The organism is Ruegeria sp. CG8, from assembly GCF_056537165.1.
Genome location: NZ_JBQFRA010000001.1, coordinates 279002 through 303921, shown reverse-complemented (window position 1 = coordinate 303921; position 24920 = coordinate 279002). Strand labels below are relative to the sequence as shown.

The following is a 24920-nucleotide window of genomic DNA, read 5'->3' as shown; positions in this document are numbered from 1 at the left end:
GAAAGGGGGGAAAGCGGCAATTTCGCTTCCGTTTCCGATCCCCCTTGCACCTTTTGCCCGGGTCCCTATAACGCACGACAATTTGGGCGCTTGGGCGGCGCCCGCGACTCGTGCAAAATCGAAGGGGCCAGGCCATGCCGAAGAGAACCGACATCCAGTCGATCATGATCATCGGGGCGGGGCCCATTGTCATCGGGCAAGCTTGCGAATTCGACTATTCCGGCGCCCAGGCCTGCAAGGCCCTGCGCGAGGAAGGGTATCGGGTCATCCTGGTGAACTCGAACCCTGCCACGATCATGACCGACCCCGAACTGGCCGACGCCACCTATATCGAACCGATCACGCCCGAGGTCGTCGCCAAGATCATCGAAAAGGAACGCCCTGACGCCCTGCTGCCCACGATGGGAGGTCAGACCGGCCTGAACACCTCCTTGGCGCTGGAGGAGATGGGCGTGCTGGAAAAATTCGGCGTCGAGATGATCGGGGCCAAGCGCGAGGCCATCGAAATGGCCGAGGACCGCAAGCTGTTCCGCGAAGCGATGGACCGCCTGGGCCTTGAAAACCCCAAGGCCACCATCGTCACCGCCCCCAAAAAAGCCGACGGTTCTGCCGACCTGGATGCCGGCGTGCAAATGGCCCTGGACGAGCTGGAAAACATCGGCTTGCCCGCGATCATCCGCCCGGCCTTTACCTTGGGCGGCACCGGCGGCGGTGTGGCTTACAACCGTGAGGATTACATCCACTTTTGCCGCTCGGGCATGGATGCCTCGCCGGTGAACCAGATCCTCGTCGACGAAAGCCTTCTGGGCTGGAAAGAATATGAAATGGAGGTGGTGCGCGACACTGCCGACAACGCGATCATCGTCTGCTCGATCGAGAACGTCGATCCGATGGGCGTGCATACCGGTGACTCGATCACCGTGGCCCCTGCGCTGACGCTGACCGACAAGGAATACCAGATCATGCGCAACGGCTCGATCGCCGTTCTGCGCGAGATCGGCGTCGAAACGGGCGGATCGAACGTGCAATGGGCGATCAACCCGGCAGACGGCCGCATGGTCGTGATCGAGATGAACCCGCGTGTGTCGCGCTCGTCAGCGCTGGCGTCCAAGGCGACAGGCTTCCCGATCGCCAAGATAGCCGCCAAGCTGGCGGTGGGCTACACGCTGGACGAGCTGGACAATGACATCACCAAGGTCACGCCTGCGTCTTTCGAACCGACCATCGACTATGTCGTCACCAAAATCCCGAAATTCGCTTTCGAGAAATTCCCCGGATCCGAGCCTTACCTGACCACCGCGATGAAATCGGTGGGTGAAGCCATGTCCATCGGTCGTACCATCCACGAATCGATGCAAAAGGCGCTGGCTTCGATGGAATCGGGCCTGACCGGGTTTGACGAAGTTGAAATTCCGGGCCTGAGCATCGGCCCATGGGATGCGGTCGAAAGCAGCGACGACAAGGCACATGTCATCAAGGCCATCAGTAAGCAGACACCCGACCGTTTGCGCACCATCGCGCAGGCGATGCGCCACGGTCTGACCGACGACGAAATTTTTGCCGTCACCAAGTTCGACCCGTGGTTCCTGGCCCGTATCCGCGAGATCATCGAAGCGGAACGCACCGTCCGCAAGGACGGCCTGCCGATGACCGAGGACGGCCTGCGCCGGCTCAAGATGCTGGGCTTTACCGACGCGCGTCTGGGCAATCTGGCCGGCCGCGACGAGGCCAACGTGCGCCGCGCCCGCCACAATCTGGGCGTCACCGCCGTTTTCAAGCGGATCGACACCTGCGCCGCCGAGTTCGAGGCGCAGACGCCCTACATGTACTCGACCTACGAGGCCCCAACGATGGGCGAGGTAGAATGCGAGGCGCGCCCAAGCGACCGCAAGAAGGTCGTCATTCTGGGCGGCGGCCCCAACCGGATCGGCCAGGGGATCGAGTTCGACTATTGCTGCTGCCACGCCTGTTTCGCGCTGACCGACGCGGGCTATGAAACCATCATGGTCAACTGCAACCCCGAGACGGTGTCGACCGACTACGACACCTCGGACCGGCTGTATTTCGAGCCGCTGACCTTTGAACACGTCATGGAAATCCTGCGGACCGAGCAGCAGAACGGCACACTGCACGGTGTGATCGTTCAGTTCGGTGGTCAGACCCCGCTGAAGCTGGCCAATGCGCTCGAGGCCGAAGGTATTCCGATCCTGGGCACCACGCCCGACGCGATCGACCTGGCCGAAGACCGCGAACGGTTCCAGGCACTGGTCAACGATCTGGGCCTGAAACAACCCAAGAACGGCATCGCTTCGACCGACGCGCAAGCGCTTGAGATTGCAGAAGAGATCGGGTTCCCGCTGGTGATCCGCCCGTCCTACGTGCTGGGCGGCCGCGCGATGGAGATCGTGCGCGACATGGATCAGCTGAAGCGCTACATCAACGAGGCCGTGGTGGTCTCGGGCGACAGCCCCGTGCTGCTGGACAGCTACTTGGCCGGGGCGGTCGAACTGGACGTGGACGCGCTGTGCGACGGCAAGGATGTCCATGTGGCCGGCATCATGCAGCATATCGAAGAGGCCGGTGTGCACTCGGGCGACTCGGCCTGTTCGCTGCCGCCATATTCGCTGTCGAAAGAGATCATCGCCGAGATCAAGGAGCAGACCTACAAGCTGGCCAAGGCGCTGAACGTGGTCGGCCTGATGAACGTGCAGTTCGCGATCAAGGATGACGAGATCTACCTGATCGAGGTCAACCCGCGCGCCAGCCGCACCGTGCCCTTCGTGGCCAAGGCGACTGACAGCGCCATTGCCTCGATCGCCGCGCGGGTGATGGCGGGCGAGCCGCTGTCGAACTTCCCGCAACGCCCACCCTACAAGGAAGGCCAGGACACCAAGATCGCCGACCAGATGACCCTGGCCGACCCGGACATGCCCTGGTTCTCGGTGAAAGAGGCGGTGCTGCCCTTTGCCCGCTTCCCCGGTGTCGATACCATCTTGGGTCCCGAGATGCGCTCGACCGGTGAGGTCATGGGCTGGGACCGCGATTTCCCGCGGGCCTTCCTCAAGGCGCAGATGGGCGCGGGCATGGTGCTGCCGTCCAAGGGACGGGCTTTCATCTCGATCAAGGATGCCGACAAGGGTCCGGCGATGATCGAGGCTGCGCAGGTTCTGGTCGAGCAGGGATTCTCGCTGGTGGCCACCCGCGGAACACAGACATGGCTGGAGTCCAAGGGCGTGCCCTGTGACGTGGTCAACAAGGTCTACGAGGGCCGCCCCGATGTGGTGGACATGCTGAAGGACGGTCAGGTCCAGTTGGTCATGAACACCACCGAAGGCGCGCAGGCAGTTGAGGACAGCAAGGCCATCCGCTCGATCGCGCTGTATGACAAGATCCCCTACTACACCACGGCCGCGGCCAGCCATGCCGCCGCGCTGGCCATCAAGGCGCAGGCTGAAGGGGATGTGGAGGTCAAATCGCTACAGGGTTGAAGCCCGCAGCGGACAAGCAAAAAGCCCCGGCCTTTCGCCGGGGCTTTTTTTTGGGATCATGCAGTCTGGGCCGCCAGCCTGCGCTGTTCTTCCCGAGTGAAGAACAGCAGGTAGAACACCGGCGCGGCGACCATGGTCAGGATCGTCGCGAAAGCCAGACCACCCATGATCGTCACTGCCATCGACACGAAGAACGCGTCGGTCAGCAGCGGCGCCATCCCCAGGATCGTGGTGATCGCTGCCAGCATGACCGGGCGTAGACGCGAGACCGAGGCTTCGATGATCGCGTCGCGCAGAGGCTTGCCCGTGGCGCGGACAAGGTCGATCTCTTCGACCAGAACAATACCGTTCTTGATCAGCATCCCCGACAGGCTGAGAAGCCCGAGAAGCGCGGTGAATGTAAATGGCAGGCCCGTGCCCAGCAGCCCGATCACCACGCCATTCACCGACATCGGCACCAGCAGCCAGATGATGACCGGTTGCCGGATCGCGTTGAACAGCAGTACCGAGATCAGAACCATGATCAAAAGGCTCAGCGGCAACTGTTTGCCAAGGCTGGCTTGCGCTTTGCCGGAATCCTCGAACTCGCCGCCCCATTCCAGCTTGTAGCCCAGCGGCAGTTCCATGTCCTCGATCGCATCGCGAATCTCGGAATGAACCTGTGCCGCGGTCAGGCCGGCCGGGATGTCTGCGCCCACCGTGACGGTCAGAACGCGATCGCGCCGATGCACCAGTGTATTGAGCGCTTTGTACTGGAACCCGTCCACCATCTGCTCGATCGGCACGAATTTCTGTGACTGGTCCGAATACACAACTTGATCCACAATCGAGTATTCTCCGTCCGCCGGGCGACGCAAGATAATCGGGATCAGGCGGTCCCTCTCGCGGAACACGCCGCCGGTGATGCCGTCCGTCGAAAACTGCAGGGTGGCGGCGATGTCTTCGCGGGTGACACCGGCTGTCTGCGCACGTTCGGTCGCATAGATCGGCTGGACCGCCAATTCCATTTCACGCCAGTCGTGATGCACGTCCAGCGCATTTGGCGACGCCGCCGACATGCGCCGCACCGCCTCGTCGGCCAGTTGCCGCAGGACGACCGGATCGCTGCCCGAGAACCGCGCCTCGATCGGGGTACCGCCGCCGGGGCCGAAGACCAGACGCTTGGTCCGGAATTCGCCTTCAGGGAATTGGGTTTCACCAAAGGCCTCCAGATCAGCACGCAGGACGGGAATGTCCTCGAGTGTTTCCGTCCGGATGATCATGTGCCCATAGCTTGGGTTGGGCTTCTCGGCCGAATAGGTCAACATGAACCGCGTCGCGCCCTGCCCCACGAAGGTGGTGACCGAGACGACATCATCCCGCTGGGCCAGCCAGTCTTCAAAGACTTGCATATCGGCACTCGTCCGCGCGATCGGTGTCCCCTGCGGCAGCTTGTAATGGACGAAGAACAGCGGCGTGTTGGAGTCCGGGAAAAACTGCTGTTTCACCATCGCGAAGCCGGCATAGCAGACCACGGTGACCCCGACCAAACCGGCCACCACCAGCCAACGGAACCGCAAAGCCCAGCGCAGGATCGCCCCGTAGGTTCGGAACAGGATGCCGCTATAGGCGTCGACATCCGCGTCCTTGCCCTGTTTGAAGAAATAATGCCCCAACAACGGTGTTGCTGTGATGGCCAGCACCCAGCTCAGCAGCAAGGATATCGCGATCACCGCAAATAACGAGAACAGAAATTCGCCCGTCGCATCCGGGCTGAGCCCAATCCCGGCAAAGGCCATGATTCCGATGACCGTGGCCCCCAGAAGGGGGATCTGGGTCTTGGACGCGGCCTCGTCGGCAGCGTCGCGCGAGTTTTTCCCCTTGAGCATGGAGATCTGCATTCCCTCGGCCACCACGATGGCATTGTCGACCAGCATCCCCATCGCAATGATCAGCGCGCCCAGCGAAATGCGCTCCATCTCGATGGAAAACAGCGCCATGAACAGCAGGGTCCCGACAACGGTCAACAAAAGGGTCGAGCCCACAACGACCGCCGCGCGCCAACCCATGAATATTCCAAGCACCGCCACCACGATGGCAACCGACATGGCCAGGTTCACAAGAAAATCGTTCGAAGCCTGCTCGACCACGACGTGCTGCTGGTAGATCGGCAATACATCGACGCCTGCGGGAATTTCCACATCCAGCTCGGCCAGCTTGGCGTCGACGCGCTTTCCGACCTCCACGATGTTTTCCGTCGACAGGCCGGCAATACCCAGGGTGAAGGCTTCGACGCCGTTGAACCGGATCATGATGTCAGGATCGGTCTGGCGGGCCCGGTAGACATCAGCCATGTCAAAGAGGTTGATCACTTGCCCCTGAGAGCCAACCGACAGCCCGGCGATCTCGGACACGCTGTCCGATCCGTCCGCCGTCAGGATCGTGGTGCGATCGTCGTCTGACCGGAGCGTCCCTGACGACTGGACCGAATTGGCGTTGGCGATCGCTTCGTTGATCGACTGCAACGGCACATTCTGGTTGACCGAAATGGCCAGGTCCGGCTCGATGAAAATGGCTTCATCTGGCAAGCCCTGCACTTCAACGTCTGCAACACCTTCAACGGTCAGCAGCTCGCGCCGCAAGAAGGTCGACAATTCGTGCTTTTCGGCGTCGCTGAACCCTTCCGCGGTGACCGCATAGAAAAGACCGAACACGTCACCGAACCCGTCATTCACAAAAGGTTGGCTGACACCGGATGGCAATCCACGCGCCGCATCCCGGACCTTGGCGCGCAGTCGGGTCCAGATATCCGGCAATTCGCTGCCATCGTAGGTAGACTTGATCTCGACCTCGATCAGCGATTGACCGGGACGGTTGACCGAGGTGATGACATCGACCTCGCCCATCTGCTGAATGGCAGATTCCAAAGGTTCCGAGACCTCCTCGGCCACCTGTTCAGCCGTCGCACCGGGATACGTGGTCAACACTACGGCGTTCTTGATGGTAAAGGCCGGATCTTCGAGCCGCCCGAGCGACGAAAATCCCCAGATCCCACCCAGCAAGGCGATCAGGATCACCAGCCACGTATAGATCGGCCTGTCGATCGAGGCGCGTGCGATATTCATATTCGCCCCCTTTAGTTCGCAAAGCCGGCAAAGCGGCGCACGGTCTGCCCATCGGTCAGAACGGACCCGCCGGCCACTACGATTTCGTCGCCGTCCGACAATCCGGTCAGAACCCGGACGTCCCCTGTCTGGGTTGGTTCGATGGTCACGGGAACACGCCGCACGGTGCCGACATCTGCACCGACCGGCGAAAAGACCATAACGCCCAGATTGCCCTCGGCGTCGGCGACAATCGCGGTCGGGGGAACGATGATGCCAGTGCGTTTGTCATCGACCTGAACATTGACGGTTACCGACGAGCCGGGCAGCACCCGCAAGTCTTCCGGCGGCGTGAGGCCGAACTGAATCCGGAACGTCTGGCCAACGCTCGAAGTTTCGGCGTCGAATTCGCGGATTTCCAACGGGAAGACCTCGTCGCTTGCGGGGAATTTCGCCGTGATGGAAATGCCATCTTCCTGGCTGGTCCTTTGAAACAGGATTTCGGGCACATCGACCTCGATCCTCAATTCGGACAGATCGTGGATCCGGACGATCGGCGTTCCGGCGGCCACGGTCGTGAAGTTCTCGACCTCACGCCGCGATACCAGCGCATCGAACGGCGCGGTCAGGGTCGTGTGCTCGAGGTTGTACTGGGCGTCACGCACCGCGATTGCAGCCAGTTGGGCGGCGGTTTCAGCGTCATCGACAGCGACCTGACTTGCAGTCGTCCCCCGCAGGCGCGACAGGCGGGCCACGGTGCGGTCAGCCTGATCCTTCTGAAGACGCGCACGTTCCAGTGCCAGTTCGAACGGCTCTTGGTCCAGCTTTGCAATCAGGCTGCCCTTGGGCACCTGGAATCCTTCGTTGACGGGCAGTTCCACGATCTGTCCGGCGACCTGAAACGCCAGATCGACAGTCTGCCGCGCGGCCACGCGCCCGAAGAACTGGCGTGAAAATCCGGGAGCGGTCTCATGCACCACCATAAGTTTTACAGGCTTGGTGTCGTCTTGCGCCGCAAGCGGTGCGGCCAGTACGGCAAGGGCGAGGCCCAGCGAAGTCAGCAGCTTCATTTCGTCAATCCCTCGGGTATTCCCGTTTTCAGAATGTTGTCCCGGATCTTGCGGGCAAGCCGGGCAAATTGAGCGGTTTCCTCGTCATCCAACCCAGAGGCACGGTGAAACAGCTCACCGGCGGTGGTGACCAGCATGTTGCGGGCCTCGGCACCTTTGTCAGTCAACACCAGCAACCACGCACGGCGATCATCGGGGTCCTGTTGGCGGGTCAGATAACCGGCCGCCTCAAGCGCATCGGCGGTGGCCGTAATGGTCGACGGCACGGTCAGCATGTCGGCCGCCAACACTCCCATCCGCTTGGGCTGATCCAACTTGATCAACATGTGGCATTCCTGATGGTTGAGATCGGTATCGATGCAGCCGAAACTCTCTTCCAGTTTCCAGTACAGCGCATAGACGCCCATCATCGCCTGGATCTCAGGGGTCAGTCGGGCCAGCCGTTCACTGATGTCTTTGGTCATGGATGCTCTCCGCACGAGTCGAGCGGTGATATACTTCGGATTATGAACTATTCAAGATGTGAAGTTGAATTTGCGCAAACCTATGCCGTTCCCTTGGGTCAACATCTCTTGATCTGGGGGCGCTGTGACTGCATTTTGGGCGAATCCGAAACATTCAGGACCCGACATGTACACGCCCGCAATCACCGGTACCGGGGTTTTCACGCCCGAAAACGTCATCACCAATGCCGAGCTGGTCAAAGCCTTCAACGCCTATGCCGACAAGATGAATGCTGCCAACGCCGATGCCATCGCCGCGGGCGAGATGGAGCCGATGCAGCATTCCTCGGAAGAGTTCATCGTCAAGGCATCCGGCATCGAGAACCGGTACGTCATGGACAAGACCGGCGTGCTGGACCCGGACGTGATGCACCCCCTGCTGCGCCAGCGCAGCGATGACGAGCCGGGCATCATGACCGAAATGGCACTGGACGCCTGCAACAAAGCGCTGGCCCAGGCCGGGCGGACGGCGGCGGATGTCGATCTGGTGATTTGTGCCGCGTCGAACCATGAACGCGCCTATCCCGCCATTGCGGTCGAAATCCAGAACGCGTTGGGCATCACCGGTTTTGGGTTCGATATGAACGTGGCCTGTTCTTCGGCGACGTTCGGCATTCAGGCCGCCGCCGACATGATCCGTTCAGGGTCCGTACGGGCGGCGCTGGTGGTCAACCCCGAGATCTGCTCGGGGCACCTGGAATGGCGCGACCGAGATTGTCACTTCATCTTCGGCGACGTGGCCACGGCGACACTGATCGAACGGATCGAAGATGCCAAAGGCCCGCATTTCGAGATCCTGTCGACCCGCTGCGCGACCGAGTTTTCCAACAACATCCGCAACAACAACGGCTTTCTGCGGCGCACCCGGCCCGACGGGTTGACCGACCGCCGCGACATGCAGTTCATGCAGAACGGCCGCAAGGTGTTCAAGGAAGTGCTGCCGATGGTCAGCAAACACATCAGCGACCACATGGATTCCGAAGGGATCGAAAGCGGCGATCTCAAGCGGCTGTGGCTGCACCAGGCCAACAAGACGATGAATGATTTCATCGGCAAGAAGGTTCTGGGGCGCGAGCCCGAGCCGGGCGAACAGCCCAACATCCTGCAGGACTATGCCAATACATCGTCAGCCGGGTCGATCATCGCCTTTTCCAAATATTCAGACGATCTTCAGGATGGCGATGTCGGCCTGATCTGCTCGTTCGGTGCAGGGTATTCGGTGGGGTCCGTCATCATCAAACGCCACGCCTGACACCCCGGCGCCGCCAGTCCACGTCCGGCGTAACAAGCGATAACCTCGAATATTTCGCCCCGCGCAGGCGGGCTGTTTTTGTATTCCTGAACACTTCTTCAGAATTGATACAGCGCAGCTTAACCCGCGGCCTCCATCTGGAAGGCCATGCAATTCCGCATGTCAGGTGACGCTAGGTTAAGAAAGGTGCGCCATGTTCAAGAGTTCTAAGTCAGGAATGGCGGCCTGGGTTGTCGCCCCGTTTTTGGGGGTTGCTGCAGCCAGCGCGGCCATGGCCGAGCCCCAGGTCTGCAACGCCAACACAGCACGGATCGCAGCCAACAATGGTGACTATGCGGCCCTTTGCGGCTGTTCGCAGGTTACGCCCAGTTTCCTCTTGCATCTGCAACAACGGGCAGATTTCGGGTCGGTTCTTGCCAATACCTCGCAGCAATGTCCGGGGCTGGCCAATCTGCTGAGCGATTTGCCGACCGGATCGATTTCCAACGCCAACAGCTTTGACGGCCGCGAAAACGACCCCAGCGGGTTTCAACCCGCATCCAGCACCGGCCCATCCGCCGGCGGCGGATCCGGGTCGGGCGGCGGAAACAGCGGCCCCGGAAATGGCGGGGGGAACGATGACCCCGGTGATGGCGGATCCGACGATCCGGGCAACGGCGGCGGGAATGATGATCCCGGCAACGGCGGCGGCAAGCCTGGCGATGGCGGCGGCAAACCCGGCAAGGGTGGAGACAAACCCGGCAAGGGCGGCGGCAAGCCCGGCCATGGTGACGGCAAGCCCGGCAAGGGTGGCGGTCACGGCGGCGGTAAAGGCAACAACGGTGACGGGAAAGGCGGCGGCAAGGGCAACAATGGCGGCGGCAAAGGCAACAACGGGGGCGGAAATGGGTCCGAAGGCTCAAGCCCTGGACGCGGGAACAATGCCAACGACGACGAAAACTGACTAAGGCTAAGAGCTACTTCAGCTCAGCTTGAAGAAGGCGATGCGCACATCGCCTTTTTCACCGCCCCATGACGGCTGGCCGGGAAACTAAATCAGCTGACGCTTTCCTCTTCGAGGTGCAATTTCATCTCGATCAGAACCTGTTGCAGCAACGAGGTTTCTTTCAGCAGACGCTTGGCTTCGTTGACGGTAATGATGCCATCTTCGATTGCGGCCTGGTATTCGGTCATCAGCATCGCAAACCGCTGGCTCAGTGCGATCACGTCCGAATTGACGCCCCCGGTGCGCGTACCGGTCGAATTACGCTCATCATAGGACAAGGTGATGTTCTTCAGGTCCGCCAGGGCCGAGGTCACATGCGGGTAGCTGGCCGCGTTTTCCAGACGTGCAACCGCATCCACCGGCATGAACCGGTCACTGTGCTCGGGATTGTCGGAGTAATACCGGCCTAATGTGGCCTTGGATTTCCCTGTGATCTCGCATGCTGCTTCGATCCCCACGTCCTTGACCAAAGCTTCGGTGTGCTTTTTCAGATAGGCCCCGATATCTGCCATTTTTGTACCTTTGTTCGCTGCGCCCTCTTGCCCGGCTGTCCGCACCGGGGAAAGGGAGGGGAAATTTCCCATACTCGAGTCATAATTGAAATGTCATATGTTGGCTATCCCTCAGATATGCGGGGGTTTTGTGAGTGAGTGGCGGCAGTTAATGCCGGTAAAGAGTGTTTGTGGGGCAGTATTTCAGGCCCTGCGCTGTTTCGGCCATTTCGTGGCCGGCGGTGTCGCTGTTGTGGAAGCGGGGTTATCCATCCCCAAGAGCATCTGCTCGGCCTCTGCGACTGCAATGGCGGCGTCGATTTTTTTCAGGACATTGACGACTTGCTCGCGCAGCGTGAGCCGATTAGACCCAGCCCATGGCCAAGCTGTACTTTAACTACTCAACCATGAACGCAGGCAAGTCCACGGTGCTGCTTCAGGCGTCGCACAACTATCGCGAGCGCGGCATGGACACCTATCTGATGACCGCAGCCATTGACGGGCGCGCGGGCCAGGGGCGCATCGCATCGCGGATCGGAATCTCGGAACAGGCCGATACGTTCACTCCCCACGACGATGTGTTCGCGATGATCCAAGACCGTCTTGATCAGGGGACAGTGGCCTGTGTTTTTGTGGACGAGGCGCAGTTCCTGACCGAAGAACAGGTCTGGCAATTGGCTCGTGCGGTGGATGACCTGAAAGTACCGGTTCTGGCCTACGGGTTGCGGGTGGATTTTCAGGGCAAGCTGTTCCCAGGATCAGCGGCTCTGCTGGCCCTGGCCGATGAAATGCGCGAGGTCCGCACCATCTGCAGATGCGGGCGAAAGGCCACGATGGTGATCCGTCAGGACGAAAACGGAAAAACCATCACCCAAGGCGCGCAGGTGCAGATCGGCGGAAACGAGACCTATGTTTCACTCTGCCGGAAACACTGGCGCGAGGCAGTGGGTAGTTAGACCAGATTTGGCAGCGGTCGCCCGGCGACAAAATCCGCCACATTGTCCAATGCCATGTGCCCCATATCCGTGCGCACTTGCTCGGTCGCAGTGCCCAGATGCGGCAGCAGGGTGACATTCTCCATCTCGCGCAGCGCCTGCGGCACGGCGGGTTCAAACTCGTAGACATCCAGCCCGGCCCCGGCGATCTGGCCGTTATTCAGCGCATGGATCAGTGCAGCTTCGTCCACGACTTCTCCGCGAGCGATGTTGACCAGAATGGCCGACGGCCGCATAGCTGAAAGAACCGAAGCGTCTATGAGGTGGAAGGTGTCAACACCACCGGGGACGGCGACGACCAGAAAATCGGCCACAGCAGCCAGGGCCGCCAAATCGGGAACGAACTCGGCAGGGAAATCCAGATCCTTGGGCGTGCGGGATTGATAACTGACCTGCATCCCGAATCCGAAATGACAGCGCCGGGCAATGGCTTGCCCGATCCGTCCCATTCCGATGATTCCGACCCATTTTCCGGTGACGTGCTGTCCCAGCATTTGGGTCGGGTGCCAGCCCTGCCAATTGCCGGACCGGACCAGCCGTTCACCCTCGCCCGCGCGGCGGGCCGTTGCCAGCAGCAGAGTCATGGCAATGTCCGCCGTTGCATCCGTGACCGCCCCCGGTGTGTTGGTCACGCGAACACCAGCAGCCTGCGCTGCCGCCACATCAATGTGATTGAAACCCACCCCAAAATTGGCCAACAGTCTGCACCGCGGAGCCGTGACCATTTCAAAGACATCGGCCGAAAAGACATCACCCAAAGTCGGAACGACCACGTCGTAGTCCCGCAATGCGCGCGCCATCTCATCAATGCTGAGCGGTGCGTTGCTATCTCGGATATCGACGTCGAACTCATCCCGCGCGCGGGCCGTGACCGCGGGGGTCATCGGTCGGGTGATCAACAGCTTCATCAGTGCATCCGCCCGCCCACGGGAACTTTGCCATCAGGACCGATCAAAACAATCTCGCCCGATTCGTCCGGCAGACCCAGAACAAGAACCTCGGACATGAACCGCCCGATCTGACGCGGCGGGAAATTGACCACGGCCAGCACATGTTTGCCGACAAGGGATTCGGGCGTGTAATGCGCGGTAACCTGCGCCGAGGTCTTGCGCTCGCCGATCTCGTCGCCGAAGTCGATCCACATTTTGATCGCGGGCTTGCGGGCCTCGGGATAGGGTTCGGCCCGGATGACCTCTCCTACGCGAATGTCGACCTTGAGGAAGTCGTCGAAGGAAATTTCACTCACCGGACAGCTCCTTGGATCGATCGGTTGCCGCCTTTACGGCACGGTGCAACAGGTTTGGAAACCCATCCTGTTCATGCATCAGGACTTCCAGTGCTGCCTGCGTCGTGCCGTTGGGTGACGTGACATTGATGCGCAATTGCGAAGGATCTTCCTCGGACGCCATGGCCAGAGCCCCTGCCCCGGCGACGGTCGCCTTGGCCAGGCGCATGGCCAGATCATGCGGAAGGCCTTGCGCCTCACCGGCGGCGGCCAGCGTCTCAATCAAATGAAAGACATAGGCCGGGCCCGAGCCGCTGAGACCGGTGACCGCGTCCATCTGCGCCTCATCCTGCAGGCGCACGGTATCACCGATGGCCGAAAGCAGATCTTCGGCCAGGGTCATGTCAGAGCCCGACGTGCTGGCATTTCCAATCAGCGCGGTGATGCCCTGCCGGATCGCCGCAGGCGTGTTCGGCATGGCCCGAATGATCGGAGTACCAGCACCCAGAACACGCTCGAACGTGGCGATGGAAGTTCCGGCGGCGACCGAGATGAACAGGGTTCCGCCGCCCCCCAACGCCTGAATTGCCGGCAATGCCTCGCCCATCATCTGAGGTTTGACGGCAACCAACACGACGGCAGGTCTTTCAGGAAGTGGGGTGTTGATATTGACCCCTTGCGCCCTGAGCCAGTTGGAAGGGTTGGGGTCAATCACCCATACTGATGCGGTTGGCAGGCCATGTTCCAGCCAGCCGGCCAACATGGCCGACCCCATCTTTCCGCATCCCAGAAGAACCAGCCCCTGATCCGCGACGCGTGACATGTCCATGATAGCCCCTCCCCTGCCTTTACGGGTTGGGGCAAAGCTTTACGCGCGGCCGTAAGCCTCTGCAATGGCGACTTGCATCGCATCCTCGGGCGTACGGTTGCCCCAGGTTACCAACTGGATCGCAGGATAGTAACGCTCGGCGCTCAGGACCGCGGCGGTGATCATCGTGTCGATCTGTTCGGGGCTGGCCGATTGCCCGCCGCTGAGCACCAGGCCGTAGCGGTAGACCATCAGCTTCTGATTGCCCCAGTAGGTGAAGGCGCCGGCCCAGCATTGGTCGTTCATGCGGTTCAGCAGTTCATAGAGATCAGAAACCCGGTCCTCGGGCGGCTCCATCTCGAACGAGCAGACCATCCGCAGAGTCTCGTCATAGTTGGACCAGGCCAGCGTGATCGAGTAGGTGCGCCACTGTCCTTCGACCGCCATGGCGATCTGGTCGTCTCCGATCCGGTCGAAATCCCAATCGTGGTGTTCAGCCAGATGTTCGACAATATCAATCGGATGAATGTCTTCTTCGAAATACTGCTCGGAAAGTGCCATGGTGCCACCTCACTTAATACCTAGCATTTCGGGGCTGGCAGCGCCCCAGCGCTAGTTGCCTGCTCTACAAGCCGGGCTTCCCCCATAGGCCTGTACTAAATATGGTGCGCTGTGGCTGGGACTCTGGCAACCCCCATTCTTGGGGATAACAGCAATAAGTTGTGGACAGCTGGCAACGGCCACCAAAATATTGGCGCACCCTGCAGCTTTGCCTTGATTTATTTTTGCAATGCGGCAAGACTCTGCACACTGCAAAACCCAGCGCGGGTTGAGCGGTGTAGGGTCTTGCCAAAAATTCTGAAATGCCGATCTGCGGCTGGGCTTATTTGTCCAGCTTGGTTTCAAGCGCGGCGATCCGCGCTTCCAGCGCCGCGTTTTCTTCGCGCGCTTTCTGGGCCATCGCGCGGACGGCATCGAACTCTTCTCGCGTTACAAAGTCGCGATCCGCCAGCCAGCGGTCGACCAAGGACTTCATCGCCGTTTCAGCCTCTTCCCGCGCACCCTGCGCCACGCCCATTGCGTTGGTCATCAACTGGGACATATCGTCCAGAAACTTGTTGCGGGTTTGCATGTGTCTACTCCGGAATCGCGAATGCCTTCTATATGGGGGATAGAGAGCCCAGTCTCAAGGTTGACTTGGTCAGCCAACCCCGGGCAATGAGACGCACATGCAAGCTGTTTTGAATTTCCCCGATCTGTCACCCGAGCTGTTCTCGATTTCCGCCTTCGGGATCGAGTTCGCGCTGCGGTGGTATGCGCTGGCCTATATCACGGGCATCCTGATCGCGTGGCGCATGGCGGTGATGGCGGTGCGCCGTCCCGCTTTGTGGCCGGATCAATCCCCGCCCCTGAGACCGGACCAGTTAGAGGACCTGATCACCTGGATCATCCTTGGGGTCATCATCGGCGGGCGATTGGGCTTTGTTCTGTTCTATCAGCCCGAATACTACCTGTCCCACCCGCTTGAGATCCTTAAGGTCTGGCAGGGTGGCATGTCCTTTCACGGCGGCCTTCTGGGTGTGGTGATCGCATCGCTGGTCTTCGCGCGACGCAATTCGGCCCCCTTGCTTTCGCTGGCCGACCTGATCGCCCATACGGTCCCCCCCGGCCTGTTGCTTGGCCGTTTGGCCAATTTCGTCAATGCCGAGCTGTGGGGCCGACCCAGCGAACTGCCCTGGGCGGTGATCTTTCCCGGCGCGGCAGCTCAGGATTGCGCAAATGTCGCTGCCGGACTTTGCGCCCGCCACCCGTCGCAGTTGTACGAGGCTGCACTGGAAGGCGTGCTGTTGGGCCTGCTTTTGTTGTGGCTGGTCTATCGGCGCGGCGCATTTCATTGGCCCGGCCGCATCATGGGCGTATTTCTGGCGGGCTACGGCGCTTCGCGCTTCATCGTCGAGTTCTTTCGTCAACCCGACGCGCAATTCGTCTCGGCCGGAAACCCGCTGGGACTTGCGTGGCATGTGGGCGGCTACGGCCTGACGATGGGCCAGATCCTATCTGTACCGATGATCGCAGTCGGCTTGTGGTTCGCCCTACGGGCACGGCGGGTGGCATGAGCCTGCTTGGCCATCTGACCGACCGCATCCGGCAAGACGGGCCGATGAGCGTGGCGGACTACATGGCCGAATGCCTTCTGCATCCAACGCACGGCTACTACACTACCCGCGACCCGTTGGGCACACATGGAGACTTTGTCACCGCTCCGGAAATCAGCCAAATGTTCGGCGAAGTGATTGGTCTTTGTCTCGCGCAGGGCTGGATTGATCAAGGCAGACCCGACCGGTTTGCGCTGGCCGAGCTAGGCCCAGGGCGCGGAACACTCATGGCCGATATTCTGCGGGCCACCCGGGGCGTGCCCGGGTTTCACAACGCCGCGCAGGTGGTATTGCTCGAAGCCTCGCCCGTTCTGCGCGGACTTCAGGCCGAGGCCCTGGATGCGCACGCACCGAACTGGATCGTTTCGGTGGGCGATCTGCCAGAGCTTCCGCTGTTTCTTGTGGCCAATGAATTTTTCGACGCGTTGCCCATCCGCCAGTTTCTGCGCGACGGCGACGGCTGGTGCGAACGTCTTGTGGGCCTGCAGAGCGATCAGCTGGCATTCGGCCTTGGCCCGAGGGCGACGCAAGCGGCCTTGGCGACGCGCCTCAAGGATACACGGGACGGTGATCTGGTCGAGCTGTGCGCCGCGGCGGTTCCCATCGTGACCGAAACAGCCCGCATCATCCGCAACCACGGTGGTATGGCTCTCGTTATCGACTATGGCGACTGGCGTTCGCTGGGCGACACGTTGCAGGCCGTCAAGGGGCACGAATACGTCGATCCGCTCGCCACACCGGGTCAGGCCGACCTGACTGCACATGTGGATTTTGAAACGCTGGCATTAGCGGCGGGCGCGACGGGCTGCGCCCATACGCGGCTGACGCCTCAGGGTGTGTTTCTTGAGCGTCTGGGCATCACCCAACGCGCACAGTCTCTGGCCAGCGCGTTGACCGGATCAAAACTGGAAACGCTGGTTCGTGCACATCGGCGGTTGACGCACCCAGAGGAAATGGGAAACCTGCTCAAGGTGCTGGGCCTCTACCCGAAAACTGCGATGCCACCATCGGGACTTGGGACATGACTCTGGAAATTCTGACCTCGGATTTGTTGTCACCGATTCGACACGGGTTCTTCAGCCGTAAAGGCGGCGCCTCGTCCGGTATCTTCAGCGGGCTGAATTGCGGCACGGGCTCGTCCGACCAAAGCGAGGCGGTCGCGCTGAACCGGAGCAGAGTAGCCGAGGCCATGGGCGTTGAACTGGATGCATTGGTCGGTGTGCATCAGGTACATTCCCCGCACGTGATAACCGTCGACAAGCCGATTGCAGGCGAGAAGCCAAGGGCCGATGCCATCGTTACCGCAACGCCGGGCCTCGCGCTGACGATCCTGACGGCAGACTGCCAGCCGGTGCTGTTTGCGGATCCTCAAGCGAAAGTGATCGGGGCAGCACATGCGGGATGGCGCGGTGCTCTGGACGGTGTCCTCGAGGCGACGCTGGACGCCATGGAGGCGCTGGGCGCGCATCGCAAAAACATCATCGCCGTCATCGGCCCGACGATCTCGCAGCGCGCCTACGAGGTTGGCCCGGAGTTTCTGGAAGACTTCCTTTTGGAAAGCCAGGACAACGCGCGTTTCTTTGCAAATGGGCAAGGCGACCGGATGCATTTCGACCTGCCGGCCTTTGGCCTTCACAAGCTGCGTCAGGCCGGCGTCGGGCAGGCAGAATGGACGCGGCATTGCACCTATTCGGATCCCGACAAGTTCTATTCCTACCGGCGCGCGACCCACGCCGGCGAGGCGGATTACGGCCGCCTGATTTCCGCCATACGATTGTAAAGATCGACCGAATTAAGGCGAAAGCGCCACTTTTCCGCCACATTTATTGTGTCTATCTGTCATCAGAATCGTTGTTAATTTTTGCCAGTGCTCAGATGGTTATCCGTTCTCCGAACGTCTGATTTCTGGCATCCGAACTCAGGGGGTGCCGCAAGACTTCATCATTGTCCTCAATTGATCCCGGAACAGCCACATCGCTGCCGCAAAGACGCGTCACATTGGCTTTACAAAGGGAAAAGGGCTTAGGCCCGAACATCGAGCAGGACATGAATATGAAGTTGAAATCTCGCTTTCTTCGCGCCGTTGTCGCGGCCACCAGGGACCAACAACCGGAAATGCCCTGGAAGCGGGTTTCCAGTCACTCTGCAAGGGTTGTGCGCCGGTTGGCCGCGCGACGCTGATACGAAATCCCTCTGGGGCCAGCTGCCGGCCTCAACAGGGCAAGACGCGCGCCGGACGCTGCTCTGGGCCGGTGCGTGAACCGAGGCTGGTATTCGCAGCCGACGTTTTTTCAGGGCGTTTGTGTGCGGACAATTAGGTTCGCAGTGTACGAGTTTGTCTGGGGGGTCATTGTGTTGACCAAACGAATGCGAAATCCATTCGCCATGCGCGGCCATGTCGGTACCCGCATGGAGGTGGCGCACTTTTTTCAAGACAAAGAATCAAGCCGTCAGGCGGGCCTGCACGGGGATGTTTCCCGCCTGTTCGGCGTATTGGAAGGAACGGAATAATATGACTATTCCAAATTCACTGGCGCGTGCCGCGCAGAATGCCGTCGACACTTCGGCATTGCTGCGCGAAGCACCGCGTCCGGGCACCAAACAGAAGGCGCAACTGCGTCGATACGAGGTGAGTGCACTGCTGAAAAACGGGGAAGTTTCGCAGACACGCCACATCGCACCGGCGCTGCCCGTTTTCGAAGACGCGTTCTGCGCCTTTTCACGTGGGTCTCTGGTCGAGACGGAACACGGCCCGGTCGCCATCGAGGACTTGATGCCGGGCGACACGGTCCTGACCCAGACCGGCGCATCCGAAAAGGTGTTGTGGAAAGGCTCGGTCACTTTGGTACCTGGCCGCGAAGACTCGCGCGGGCGGACACGCCCTTTGACCCGCATCATGGCAGACACGTTCGGCATGCAAAAACCATTGTCCGGCGTCATTGCCGGCCCCGCAGCCCGCTTGCTGGCGACGCCGGCGCATCTAAGGCATCTCGGAGGTGGCCAGCCGATGTTGACACCCGTTGCCGAATTTCAGGACGGCATGTCCGTGATCGAAACGCAGCCGCCCACTCCGGTCGAGCTGTTCCATATCTGCCTGGAGCGCCACGCGGTCATCAATGTCGATGGGCTGCAGTTCGAAACCTATCATCCCGGCGTGAACGCGGTCCGGATGATGAGCCACTCGCTGCGCTCGATCTACCTGAACCTGTTCGCGCATATCCATTCCTTGCACGATTTCGGTCCGCTGCTAATGGCGCGCGCCGGGGAGGGCGAGATCGACGCCATCACGGCGTGACAGCTTTTACCATCACCACTGCATTTTGGGGGGCAACATGCAGATTTTATTGAGTTGGGCCATTTCTCTGGCCATCGTGGCGGTGCTGCCGCCATGCGCATCGCAAACCAGACGCGCCGGCTTTACGCCGTCCGGTTCATCCGTTCTTCCAATACGTCGAACGGCACGCCGGGTTCGCCTTTTGCACCGCGGATGACAAGCGAAGTCTTGACGCTGGCCACGTTCGGCGTGGTCAGCAACTCACCCGTCAGGAACTGTTGAAAACTGCTGAGGTCGGGGGCCACGCATTTCAGGATGAAGTCGACCTCGCCGTTCAGCATGTGGCATTCCCGGACCAGCGGCCAGTCTCGGCAGCGGTCTTCGAACGCCCGCAATTCCGCCTCGGCCTGGCTTTCAAGGCCTACCATCGCAAAGACCTGAACTTCGAACCCCAGTTCCCGGGCGTTGACCTCGGCGTGGTATCCTCGGATAAAGCCGGCCTCCTCCAGCGTGCGGACGCGCCGCAGGCAGGGTGGGGCCGAGATTCCGACACGTTTTGCGAGCTCGACATTGGTCATTCGTCCGTCTGCCTGCAGTTCTGCAAGGATCTTTCGGTCGATCTCGTCCAGCCGTGTGGTGACCATGCGGTGCTCCTGAAATTTTCGGTTCTTATATCAGCGTAGGTGCCATGCGCAATATTCTTTCGCACCAGCGCAATAATCTTTGTCTGTCGATCAGGCAAGCCGGCACCTTGCAACCACATGACGTACGCGTGAGACGAAGGGGCTTTAAGCCGACCGATGCTGTCGCTATATCGAAGCCCGGCGCCCACGACGGCGCTCAGGCAATAATCGAGTGGGGGTTCCATGGCCGAGACACGACACACCAAGGTTCTGATCATCGGATCGGGGCCTGCCGGATACACTGCGGGCGTCTATGCCAGCCGCGCGATGTTGAACCCGATTCTGGTGCAGGGCATCGAACCGGGCGGCCAGCTGACCACCACCACCGAGGTCGAAAACTGGCCGGGCGACACCGAAGTTCAAGGCCCCGACCTGATGGTGCGCATGCAGGATCACGCCAAGGCCATGGGTTGCGAGGTGATCGGCGACATCATCAACGACCTGGACCTGTCCAAGCGTCCTTTCACCGCCAAGGGCGACAGCGGCACTGTCTACACTGCGGACGCGGTCATCCTGGCGACCGGCGCACGGGCCAAATGGCTGGGGTTGCCGTCGGAAGAGAAATTCAAGGGCTTCGGTGTTTCGGCCTGCGCCACCTGTGACGGGTTCTTCTATCGCGGACAGGAGATCGTGGTAATCGGCGGCGGCAACACCGCCGTGGAAGAAGCGCTGTTCCTGACCAATTTCGCCAGCAAGGTCACACTGATCCACCGCCGGGACGAGCTGCGGGCCGAGAAGATCCTGCAGGAGCGCCTGTTCAAGAACGACAAGATCGAGCCGCTGTGGTTCCACCAGCTGGAGGAAGTGATTGGCACCGATAACCCGCTGGGCGTCGAAGGCGTGCGGGTGAAGAACGTCAAGACGGGCGAAATCACCGAGATCCCCTGCAAGGGCGTGTTCGTCGCCATCGGCCACGCACCTGCCAACGAACTGGTCAAGGACGTGCTGGAAACCCATATGGGCGGGTATGTCAAAACCAAGCCCGGCACCACGCAGACCTCGATCCCCGGCGTGTTCGCGGCCGGCGACTTGACCGACCATGTGTACCGGCAGGCGGTGACCTCGGCCGGAATGGGCTGCATGGCGGCGTTGGATGCCGAACGGTTCCTTGCCGAACAGGAATGACCGCGACGCGCAGCGTCTTCGGCGCTGCGTACCGCCCTCCTCTGGCACCTTGACCCGCACCGCGCAGCAAAGCAGACTTGCCCCGAGCGCGGCAGATTTCAGGTGATCTTTTGAACACCCCCCTTTGGCAGGGCAGTTGGGCGACCCGTCTCAGGATCATCAGTGGTCTTGTGCTGTTTGTCTTTGCTTTCTTCCACTTCATCAATATCGGGCTGGGGCTGTTTCACACCGACTACCTGCATGACATGCAGAACTCTCGGAAAACGGTCACGCGCCATTCGATTGGCAGCGCTGTCCTGTATCTTGCCCTGATCGTACATGCAGGTCTGGCATTGGTGTCGATCGCCCAGCGCCGAACCCTGCGAATGCCTTTTCATACGGGCCTGCAGATCGTTCTTGGCCTTCTCATTCCGCTGCAACTGATCTCGCACATCGTCCAAACACGCTATGCGCATCAGGTTTTCGACGTGAATGACGAGATGGGCTACATCATCATTCTGATGTGGCCAAATTCGGCCATCTGGATGCAAAGTCTGCTGATGCTGATCGTCTGGATACACGGGTGCATCGGACTGCATATCTGGCTGCGACTGACTTCGTGGTGGCGCCAAACCGTACCCTATCTGATCGGAGTTGCCGTCTTCATCCCAAGCTTTGCCCTGGCCGGTTTGCTGACCGAAGGGCGGCGCATCTGGATGGATTTTGCGGATCCGGATCTACGCGAACAGTATATCGAGCATTACAACTGGCCCGGCCCCGAAGAGTTCCAGGTTTTGTTCAGCGTCAAGGACAACGCCTTGATGGCCTTCTGGATCGCGCTTGCTGCAGCTCTTGCGTTCCATTTCGGAGGCAAGCTTTGGCGCAGACGACACTCGGTGCGCGTCAGATATGTCGATGGGCCAGAAGTGACCTCAGAGAAAGGCATGACGCTGCTTGAGATGTCACAAGCCAACGGTATTCCGCATACTGCACTGTGCGGCGGCCGGGGGCGCTGCACCACCTGCCGTGTCATCGTCGAGGATGGCGCCGAGTCACTGCCACCGCCCAGCGAGGTCGAAGCCCGCAGCCTGAAAGCCGTGGGGGCCACACAGCGCACGCGCCTTGCCTGCCAGGTCCGCCCCTCTAGCCCATTGACGGTTTTCCGTGTTTTCCGGCCGGATGGTGGACGTCAGCGGGCACATGCCAGTCAGGGGCAAGAGCGAAAACTGGCCGTGCTTTTTCTGGACATGCGCGGGTTTACTGCGCGCACAACGGGGCAACTGCCCTATGACATCGTGTTCCTGCTGAACCGGTTCTTTGACGCCATTGTTCCAGCCATTACCGCAGACGGCGGGGTCGTCGACAAATACATGGGCGATGGCCTTTTGGCCGTGTTCGAAACACCCGACACGTCCAGCTCGGCCCGTTCTGCCCTGAAAGCTGCGATCGACATCAGTCATGCGCTTGCGCAGTTCAACCAGCAGCTGTCCCAGGAAAACAGCCCCGAGATCCGCATCGGCATGGGCCTGCACCTGGGCGACCTTGTGTTGGGAGAAATCGGCGCTGCCGGCCACGCCGCGCGGACCATCATCGGTGACGCCGTGAACGTCGCCAGTCGGCTGGAAGGAGAAACCAAGGCGCTCGGGGCCGAGCTGTTGGTCTCGGAAGCCGTGCTGCGCGCGGCCGGGTTTGAGACCGATGGCCTTGACCTGCGTCTATTCCAGCTGCGGGGCGTAACCGAGCCCGTCCCTGCCCTGCCCGTCGAGCGCGCTCTGGATCTGGACCAACTTCTGACCTCACCAGAACAGATCGTCGCCGGTTGACGATATTGTCCCCATCCGGCGGGATTTTCGTCGCTTTTTCGGTTCCGGCCCGGAAAAACCTTCCATTCCGGGGAAAAACCGCGCATATCCTCCTTTGTTTCATGAATGTATATGGACTTCGACTGACGACCGGGGCACATGGCCCGGAAATGCACCTGAATCACTGACTGACCACACTGCCTCAAGAGTATTGCGATGACGATGTTGAGTAACCTGGCTCCGATCCCAGAACTGTATGTTTCCTATGAGTCCGCCCAAAAGCTGAAAGTCGAAGCCGCCGACCTGACCAGCTGGGACCTGACCCCGCGCCAGATCTGTGATCTGGAATTGCTGATGAATGGCGGGTTCAACCCGCTCAAAGGCTTTTTGGGTCAGGAAGACTATGACAGCGTCGTCGAAAACATGCGCCTGGCCGACGGAAGCCTTTGGCCGATGCCGATCACACTGGATGTGAACGAAGATTTCGCCGATCAGATCGAACTGGGTCAGGACATTGCGCTGCGCGACCAGGAAGGCGTGATCCTGGCGACCATGACCGTTACCGACCGCTGGACCCCGGACAAATCGCGTGAGGCCGAGAAGGTGTTCGGTGCCGATGATGATGCGCATCCGGCCGTGAACTACCTGCACAACGTGGCAGGCAAGGTTTATCTGGGCGGCCCCGTGACCGGCATCCAGCCGCCGGTGCATTATGATTTCAAGGCGCGCCGCGACACCCCGAACGAGTTGCGCGCTTATTTCCGCAAGGTGGGTTGGCGCCGCATCGTGGCTTTCCAGACCCGCAACCCGCTGCACCGCGCACACCAGGAACTGACCTTCCGCGCCGCGCGTGAGGCGCAGGCCAACCTGCTGATCCACCCGGTTGTGGGCATGACCAAGCCCGGTGATGTCGATCACTTCACCCGCGTGCGCTGCTATGAGGCGGTGCTGGACAAATACCCGGCCTCGACCACCACAATGAGCCTGCTGAACTTGGCGATGCGCATGGCCGGCCCGCGCGAAGCGGTCTGGCACGGCCTGATCCGCAAAAACCACGGCTGCACCCACTTCATCGTCGGCCGCGACCATGCCGGCCCCGGCAAGAACAGCCAGGGCGAGGATTTCTACGGCCCCTATGACGCCCAGGACCTTTTCCGCAAATTCCAGGACGAGATCGGCATCGAGATGGTCGATTTCAAACACATGGTCTATGTGCAGGAACGCGCCCAGTACGAACCCGCGGACGAGATCGAGGATCGCGACAACGTCACCATCCTGAACATCTCGGGCACCGAGCTGCGCCGCCGTCTGCGCGAAGGCATCGATATCCCCGAGTGGTTCTCGTTCCCCGAGGTGGTCGAGCAGCTCCGCCGCCGCTATCCGCCGCGCAACCAGCAGGGCTTTACCGTATTCTTCACCGGTTTCTCGGGCTCGGGCAAATCGACCATCGCCAACGCTCTGATGGTCAAGCTGATGGAGATGGGCGGCCGTCCCGTCACGTTGCTGGATGGTGACATTGTCCGCAAGAACCTCAGCTCGGAACTGGGCTTCTCGAAGGAACACCGGGACCTGAACATCCGCCGCATCGGCTATGTGGCCTCCGAGATCACCAAGAATGGCGGCATCGCCATCTGTGCCCCGATCGCGCCCTACGCCACCACCCGCCGCGCCGTGCGCGAGGAGATCGAGCAGTTCGGCGCGTTCTGCGAAGTTCACGTGGCCACCAGCATCGAGGAATGCGAGCGCCGTGACCGCAAGGGCCTGTACAAGCTGGCGCGTGAAGGCAAGATCAAAGAGTTCACTGGTATTTCGGACCCTTACGACGTGCCGGAAAACCCGGAACTGCGCGTCGAGACCGAGAATGTGGACGTGGACAACTGTGCCCATCAGGTTCTGCTGAAGCTGGAAAGCATGGGATTGATTGCCGGATCCTGAGCCACAGCTAGTTGCTGTCAACACTGACCCCCGGAGACATCTCCGGGGGTCTTTCATTTCCAGAAC

General features: G+C 60.6%; 22 protein-coding genes. 12 read left to right on the top strand and 10 right to left on the bottom strand.

The window, feature by feature from the left end; translation table 11 throughout:
* The first annotated feature begins 134 nt into the window (after positions 1–134).
* A complete protein-coding gene (gene carB / locus ACR0EF_RS01455; RefSeq protein WP_170364784.1) occupies positions 135–3488 on the top strand; it encodes a carbamoyl-phosphate synthase large subunit in 3354 nt (1117 codons plus the stop codon).
* A 56-nt stretch (positions 3489–3544) separates the two neighbouring features.
* On the opposite strand, the gene ACR0EF_RS01450 is transcribed toward carB, so the two are convergent.
* The 3 genes from ACR0EF_RS01450 to ACR0EF_RS01440 are packed head-to-tail and all read right to left on the bottom strand — an operon-like array spanning position 3545 to position 8105.
* A complete protein-coding gene (locus tag ACR0EF_RS01450; protein WP_170371677.1) occupies positions 3545–6592 on the bottom strand; it encodes an efflux RND transporter permease subunit in 3048 nt (1015 codons plus the stop codon).
* A gap of 11 nt (positions 6593–6603) precedes the next feature.
* Positions 6604–7641 carry an efflux RND transporter periplasmic adaptor subunit gene (locus tag ACR0EF_RS01445; protein WP_170371678.1) on the bottom strand — a complete coding sequence of 346 codons (1038 nt, stop codon included), beginning with the start codon at positions 7639–7641 and terminating at the stop codon, positions 6604–6606.
* The gene (locus ACR0EF_RS01440; protein ID WP_170371681.1) at positions 7638–8105 is read right to left on the bottom strand and encodes a MarR family winged helix-turn-helix transcriptional regulator; all 468 of its coding nucleotides are present in this window, start codon (positions 8103–8105) and stop codon (positions 7638–7640) included. The genes ACR0EF_RS01445 and ACR0EF_RS01440 overlap by 4 nt, the downstream gene beginning before the upstream one ends.
* 166 nt (positions 8106–8271) lie before the next feature.
* On the opposite strand from ACR0EF_RS01440, the gene ACR0EF_RS01435 reads away from it, so the two are divergent.
* Positions 8272–9396, top strand: coding sequence for a beta-ketoacyl-ACP synthase III (locus ACR0EF_RS01435; protein ID WP_170369625.1), 1125 nt, complete (start codon positions 8272–8274; stop codon positions 9394–9396).
* A 193-nt stretch (positions 9397–9589) separates the two neighbouring features.
* A complete protein-coding gene (locus tag ACR0EF_RS01430) occupies positions 9590–10339 on the top strand; it encodes a hypothetical protein (RefSeq protein ID WP_170369627.1) in 750 nt (249 codons plus the stop codon).
* Between the two features lie 92 nt (positions 10340–10431).
* On the opposite strand, the gene ACR0EF_RS01425 is transcribed toward ACR0EF_RS01430, so the two are convergent.
* The gene (locus ACR0EF_RS01425) at positions 10432–10893 is read right to left on the bottom strand and encodes a hypothetical protein (RefSeq protein ID WP_093965032.1); all 462 of its coding nucleotides are present in this window, start codon (positions 10891–10893) and stop codon (positions 10432–10434) included.
* 356 nt (positions 10894–11249) lie between these two features.
* Here ACR0EF_RS01425 and ACR0EF_RS01420 point away from each other — a divergent pair, with 356 nt between their 5' ends.
* On the top strand, positions 11250–11828 hold the full coding sequence (locus tag ACR0EF_RS01420; protein WP_170369629.1) for a thymidine kinase: 579 nt from the start codon (positions 11250–11252) through the stop codon (positions 11826–11828).
* Here the strand turns inward: ACR0EF_RS01420 and ACR0EF_RS01415 are convergent.
* From ACR0EF_RS01415 to ACR0EF_RS01395, 5 genes are all read right to left on the bottom strand, one after another.
* Positions 11825–12775, bottom strand: a complete 951-nt coding sequence (locus ACR0EF_RS01415; RefSeq protein ID WP_170369632.1) for a 2-hydroxyacid dehydrogenase — start codon at positions 12773–12775, stop codon at positions 11825–11827. The two genes, ACR0EF_RS01420 and ACR0EF_RS01415, sit on opposite strands and share 4 nt — an antisense overlap.
* Entirely contained in the window at positions 12775–13113 is a 339-nt protein-coding gene (locus ACR0EF_RS01410; RefSeq protein ID WP_170357149.1) for a tRNA-binding protein, read from the bottom strand. Before ACR0EF_RS01410 ends, ACR0EF_RS01415 begins: the two co-directional genes overlap by 1 nt.
* A complete protein-coding gene (proC, locus tag ACR0EF_RS01405) occupies positions 13106–13921 on the bottom strand; it encodes a pyrroline-5-carboxylate reductase (RefSeq protein ID WP_170371683.1) in 816 nt (271 codons plus the stop codon). The genes ACR0EF_RS01410 and proC overlap by 8 nt, the downstream gene beginning before the upstream one ends.
* Before the next feature lie 39 nt (positions 13922–13960).
* Positions 13961–14461, bottom strand: a complete 501-nt coding sequence (locus ACR0EF_RS01400) for a type III secretion system chaperone family protein (protein WP_093964674.1) — start codon at positions 14459–14461, stop codon at positions 13961–13963.
* A gap of 322 nt (positions 14462–14783) precedes the next feature.
* On the bottom strand, positions 14784–15032 hold the full coding sequence (locus ACR0EF_RS01395) for an accessory factor UbiK family protein (protein ID WP_170357147.1): 249 nt from the start codon (positions 15030–15032) through the stop codon (positions 14784–14786).
* Between the two features lie 97 nt (positions 15033–15129).
* Between ACR0EF_RS01395 and lgt the strand changes: the two genes are divergently transcribed.
* From lgt to ACR0EF_RS01370, 5 genes are all read left to right on the top strand, one after another.
* On the top strand, positions 15130–16017 hold the full coding sequence (lgt, locus tag ACR0EF_RS01390) for a prolipoprotein diacylglyceryl transferase (RefSeq protein ID WP_170371685.1): 888 nt from the start codon (positions 15130–15132) through the stop codon (positions 16015–16017).
* Positions 16014–17081: a class I SAM-dependent methyltransferase gene (locus ACR0EF_RS01385; RefSeq protein WP_170371687.1), complete on the top strand. Its 1068-nt coding sequence runs from the start codon at positions 16014–16016 to the stop codon at positions 17079–17081. The genes lgt and ACR0EF_RS01385 overlap by 4 nt, the downstream gene beginning before the upstream one ends.
* A complete protein-coding gene (pgeF, locus tag ACR0EF_RS01380; protein WP_170371690.1) occupies positions 17078–17836 on the top strand; it encodes a peptidoglycan editing factor PgeF in 759 nt (252 codons plus the stop codon). Before ACR0EF_RS01385 ends, pgeF begins: the two co-directional genes overlap by 4 nt.
* A 545-nt stretch (positions 17837–18381) precedes the next feature.
* Entirely contained in the window at positions 18382–18567 is a 186-nt protein-coding gene (locus ACR0EF_RS01375) for a hypothetical protein (protein WP_170371692.1), read from the top strand.
* Position 18568: 1 nt separating this feature from the next.
* Complete coding sequence (locus ACR0EF_RS01370; RefSeq protein WP_170371694.1) at positions 18569–19351, top strand: Hint domain-containing protein; 783 nt, start codon at positions 18569–18571, stop codon at positions 19349–19351.
* Positions 19352–19473: 122 nt separating this feature from the next.
* Here the strand turns inward: ACR0EF_RS01370 and ACR0EF_RS01365 are convergent, their stop codons facing one another.
* Entirely contained in the window at positions 19474–19974 is a 501-nt protein-coding gene (locus tag ACR0EF_RS01365) for an Lrp/AsnC family transcriptional regulator (RefSeq protein ID WP_170371696.1), read from the bottom strand.
* Between the two features lie 222 nt (positions 19975–20196).
* Here ACR0EF_RS01365 and trxB point away from each other — a divergent pair, with 222 nt between their 5' ends.
* From trxB to ACR0EF_RS01350, 3 genes are all read left to right on the top strand, one after another.
* The gene (trxB, locus tag ACR0EF_RS01360) at positions 20197–21138 is read left to right on the top strand and encodes a thioredoxin-disulfide reductase (protein ID WP_170340585.1); all 942 of its coding nucleotides are present in this window, start codon (positions 20197–20199) and stop codon (positions 21136–21138) included.
* Between the two features lie 110 nt (positions 21139–21248).
* On the top strand, positions 21249–22940 hold the full coding sequence (locus ACR0EF_RS01355) for an adenylate/guanylate cyclase domain-containing protein (RefSeq protein WP_170371698.1): 1692 nt from the start codon (positions 21249–21251) through the stop codon (positions 22938–22940).
* 195 nt (positions 22941–23135) lie between these two features.
* Complete coding sequence (locus ACR0EF_RS01350; protein ID WP_170371700.1) at positions 23136–24854, top strand: bifunctional sulfate adenylyltransferase/adenylylsulfate kinase; 1719 nt, start codon at positions 23136–23138, stop codon at positions 24852–24854.
* The last annotated feature ends 66 nt before the right edge of the window (positions 24855–24920 follow it).

Coding starts and splice junctions, on each gene's coding strand:
- ACR0EF_RS01425 (WP_093965032.1), bottom strand. CDS start 10,893: ATGGCAGATATCGGGGCCTATCTGAAAAAGCACACCGAAGCTTTGGTC.
- ACR0EF_RS01400 (WP_093964674.1), bottom strand. CDS start 14,461: ATGGCACTTTCCGAGCAGTATTTCGAAGAAGACATTCATCCGATTGAT.
- ACR0EF_RS01365 (WP_170371696.1), bottom strand. CDS start 19,974: ATGGTCACCACACGGCTGGACGAGATCGACCGAAAGATCCTTGCAGAA.
- ACR0EF_RS01395 (WP_170357147.1), bottom strand. CDS start 15,032: ATGCAAACCCGCAACAAGTTTCTGGACGATATGTCCCAGTTGATGACC.
- ACR0EF_RS01350 (WP_170371700.1), top strand. CDS start 23,136: ATGACGATGTTGAGTAACCTGGCTCCGATCCCAGAACTGTATGTTTCC.
- trxB (WP_170340585.1), top strand. CDS start 20,197: ATGGCCGAGACACGACACACCAAGGTTCTGATCATCGGATCGGGGCCT.
- ACR0EF_RS01450 (WP_170371677.1), bottom strand. CDS start 6,592: ATGAATATCGCACGCGCCTCGATCGACAGGCCGATCTATACGTGGCTG.
- carB (WP_170364784.1), top strand. CDS start 135: ATGCCGAAGAGAACCGACATCCAGTCGATCATGATCATCGGGGCGGGG.
- ACR0EF_RS01430 (WP_170369627.1), top strand. CDS start 9,590: ATGTTCAAGAGTTCTAAGTCAGGAATGGCGGCCTGGGTTGTCGCCCCG.
- ACR0EF_RS01420 (WP_170369629.1), top strand. CDS start 11,250: ATGGCCAAGCTGTACTTTAACTACTCAACCATGAACGCAGGCAAGTCC.
- ACR0EF_RS01445 (WP_170371678.1), bottom strand. CDS start 7,641: ATGAAGCTGCTGACTTCGCTGGGCCTCGCCCTTGCCGTACTGGCCGCA.
- ACR0EF_RS01435 (WP_170369625.1), top strand. CDS start 8,272: ATGTACACGCCCGCAATCACCGGTACCGGGGTTTTCACGCCCGAAAAC.
- ACR0EF_RS01415 (WP_170369632.1), bottom strand. CDS start 12,775: ATGAAGCTGTTGATCACCCGACCGATGACCCCCGCGGTCACGGCCCGC.
- ACR0EF_RS01370 (WP_170371694.1), top strand. CDS start 18,569: ATGACTATTCCAAATTCACTGGCGCGTGCCGCGCAGAATGCCGTCGAC.
- proC (WP_170371683.1), bottom strand. CDS start 13,921: ATGGACATGTCACGCGTCGCGGATCAGGGGCTGGTTCTTCTGGGATGC.
- ACR0EF_RS01385 (WP_170371687.1), top strand. CDS start 16,014: ATGAGCCTGCTTGGCCATCTGACCGACCGCATCCGGCAAGACGGGCCG.
- ACR0EF_RS01440 (WP_170371681.1), bottom strand. CDS start 8,105: ATGACCAAAGACATCAGTGAACGGCTGGCCCGACTGACCCCTGAGATC.
- pgeF (WP_170371690.1), top strand. CDS start 17,078: ATGACTCTGGAAATTCTGACCTCGGATTTGTTGTCACCGATTCGACAC.
- lgt (WP_170371685.1), top strand. CDS start 15,130: ATGCAAGCTGTTTTGAATTTCCCCGATCTGTCACCCGAGCTGTTCTCG.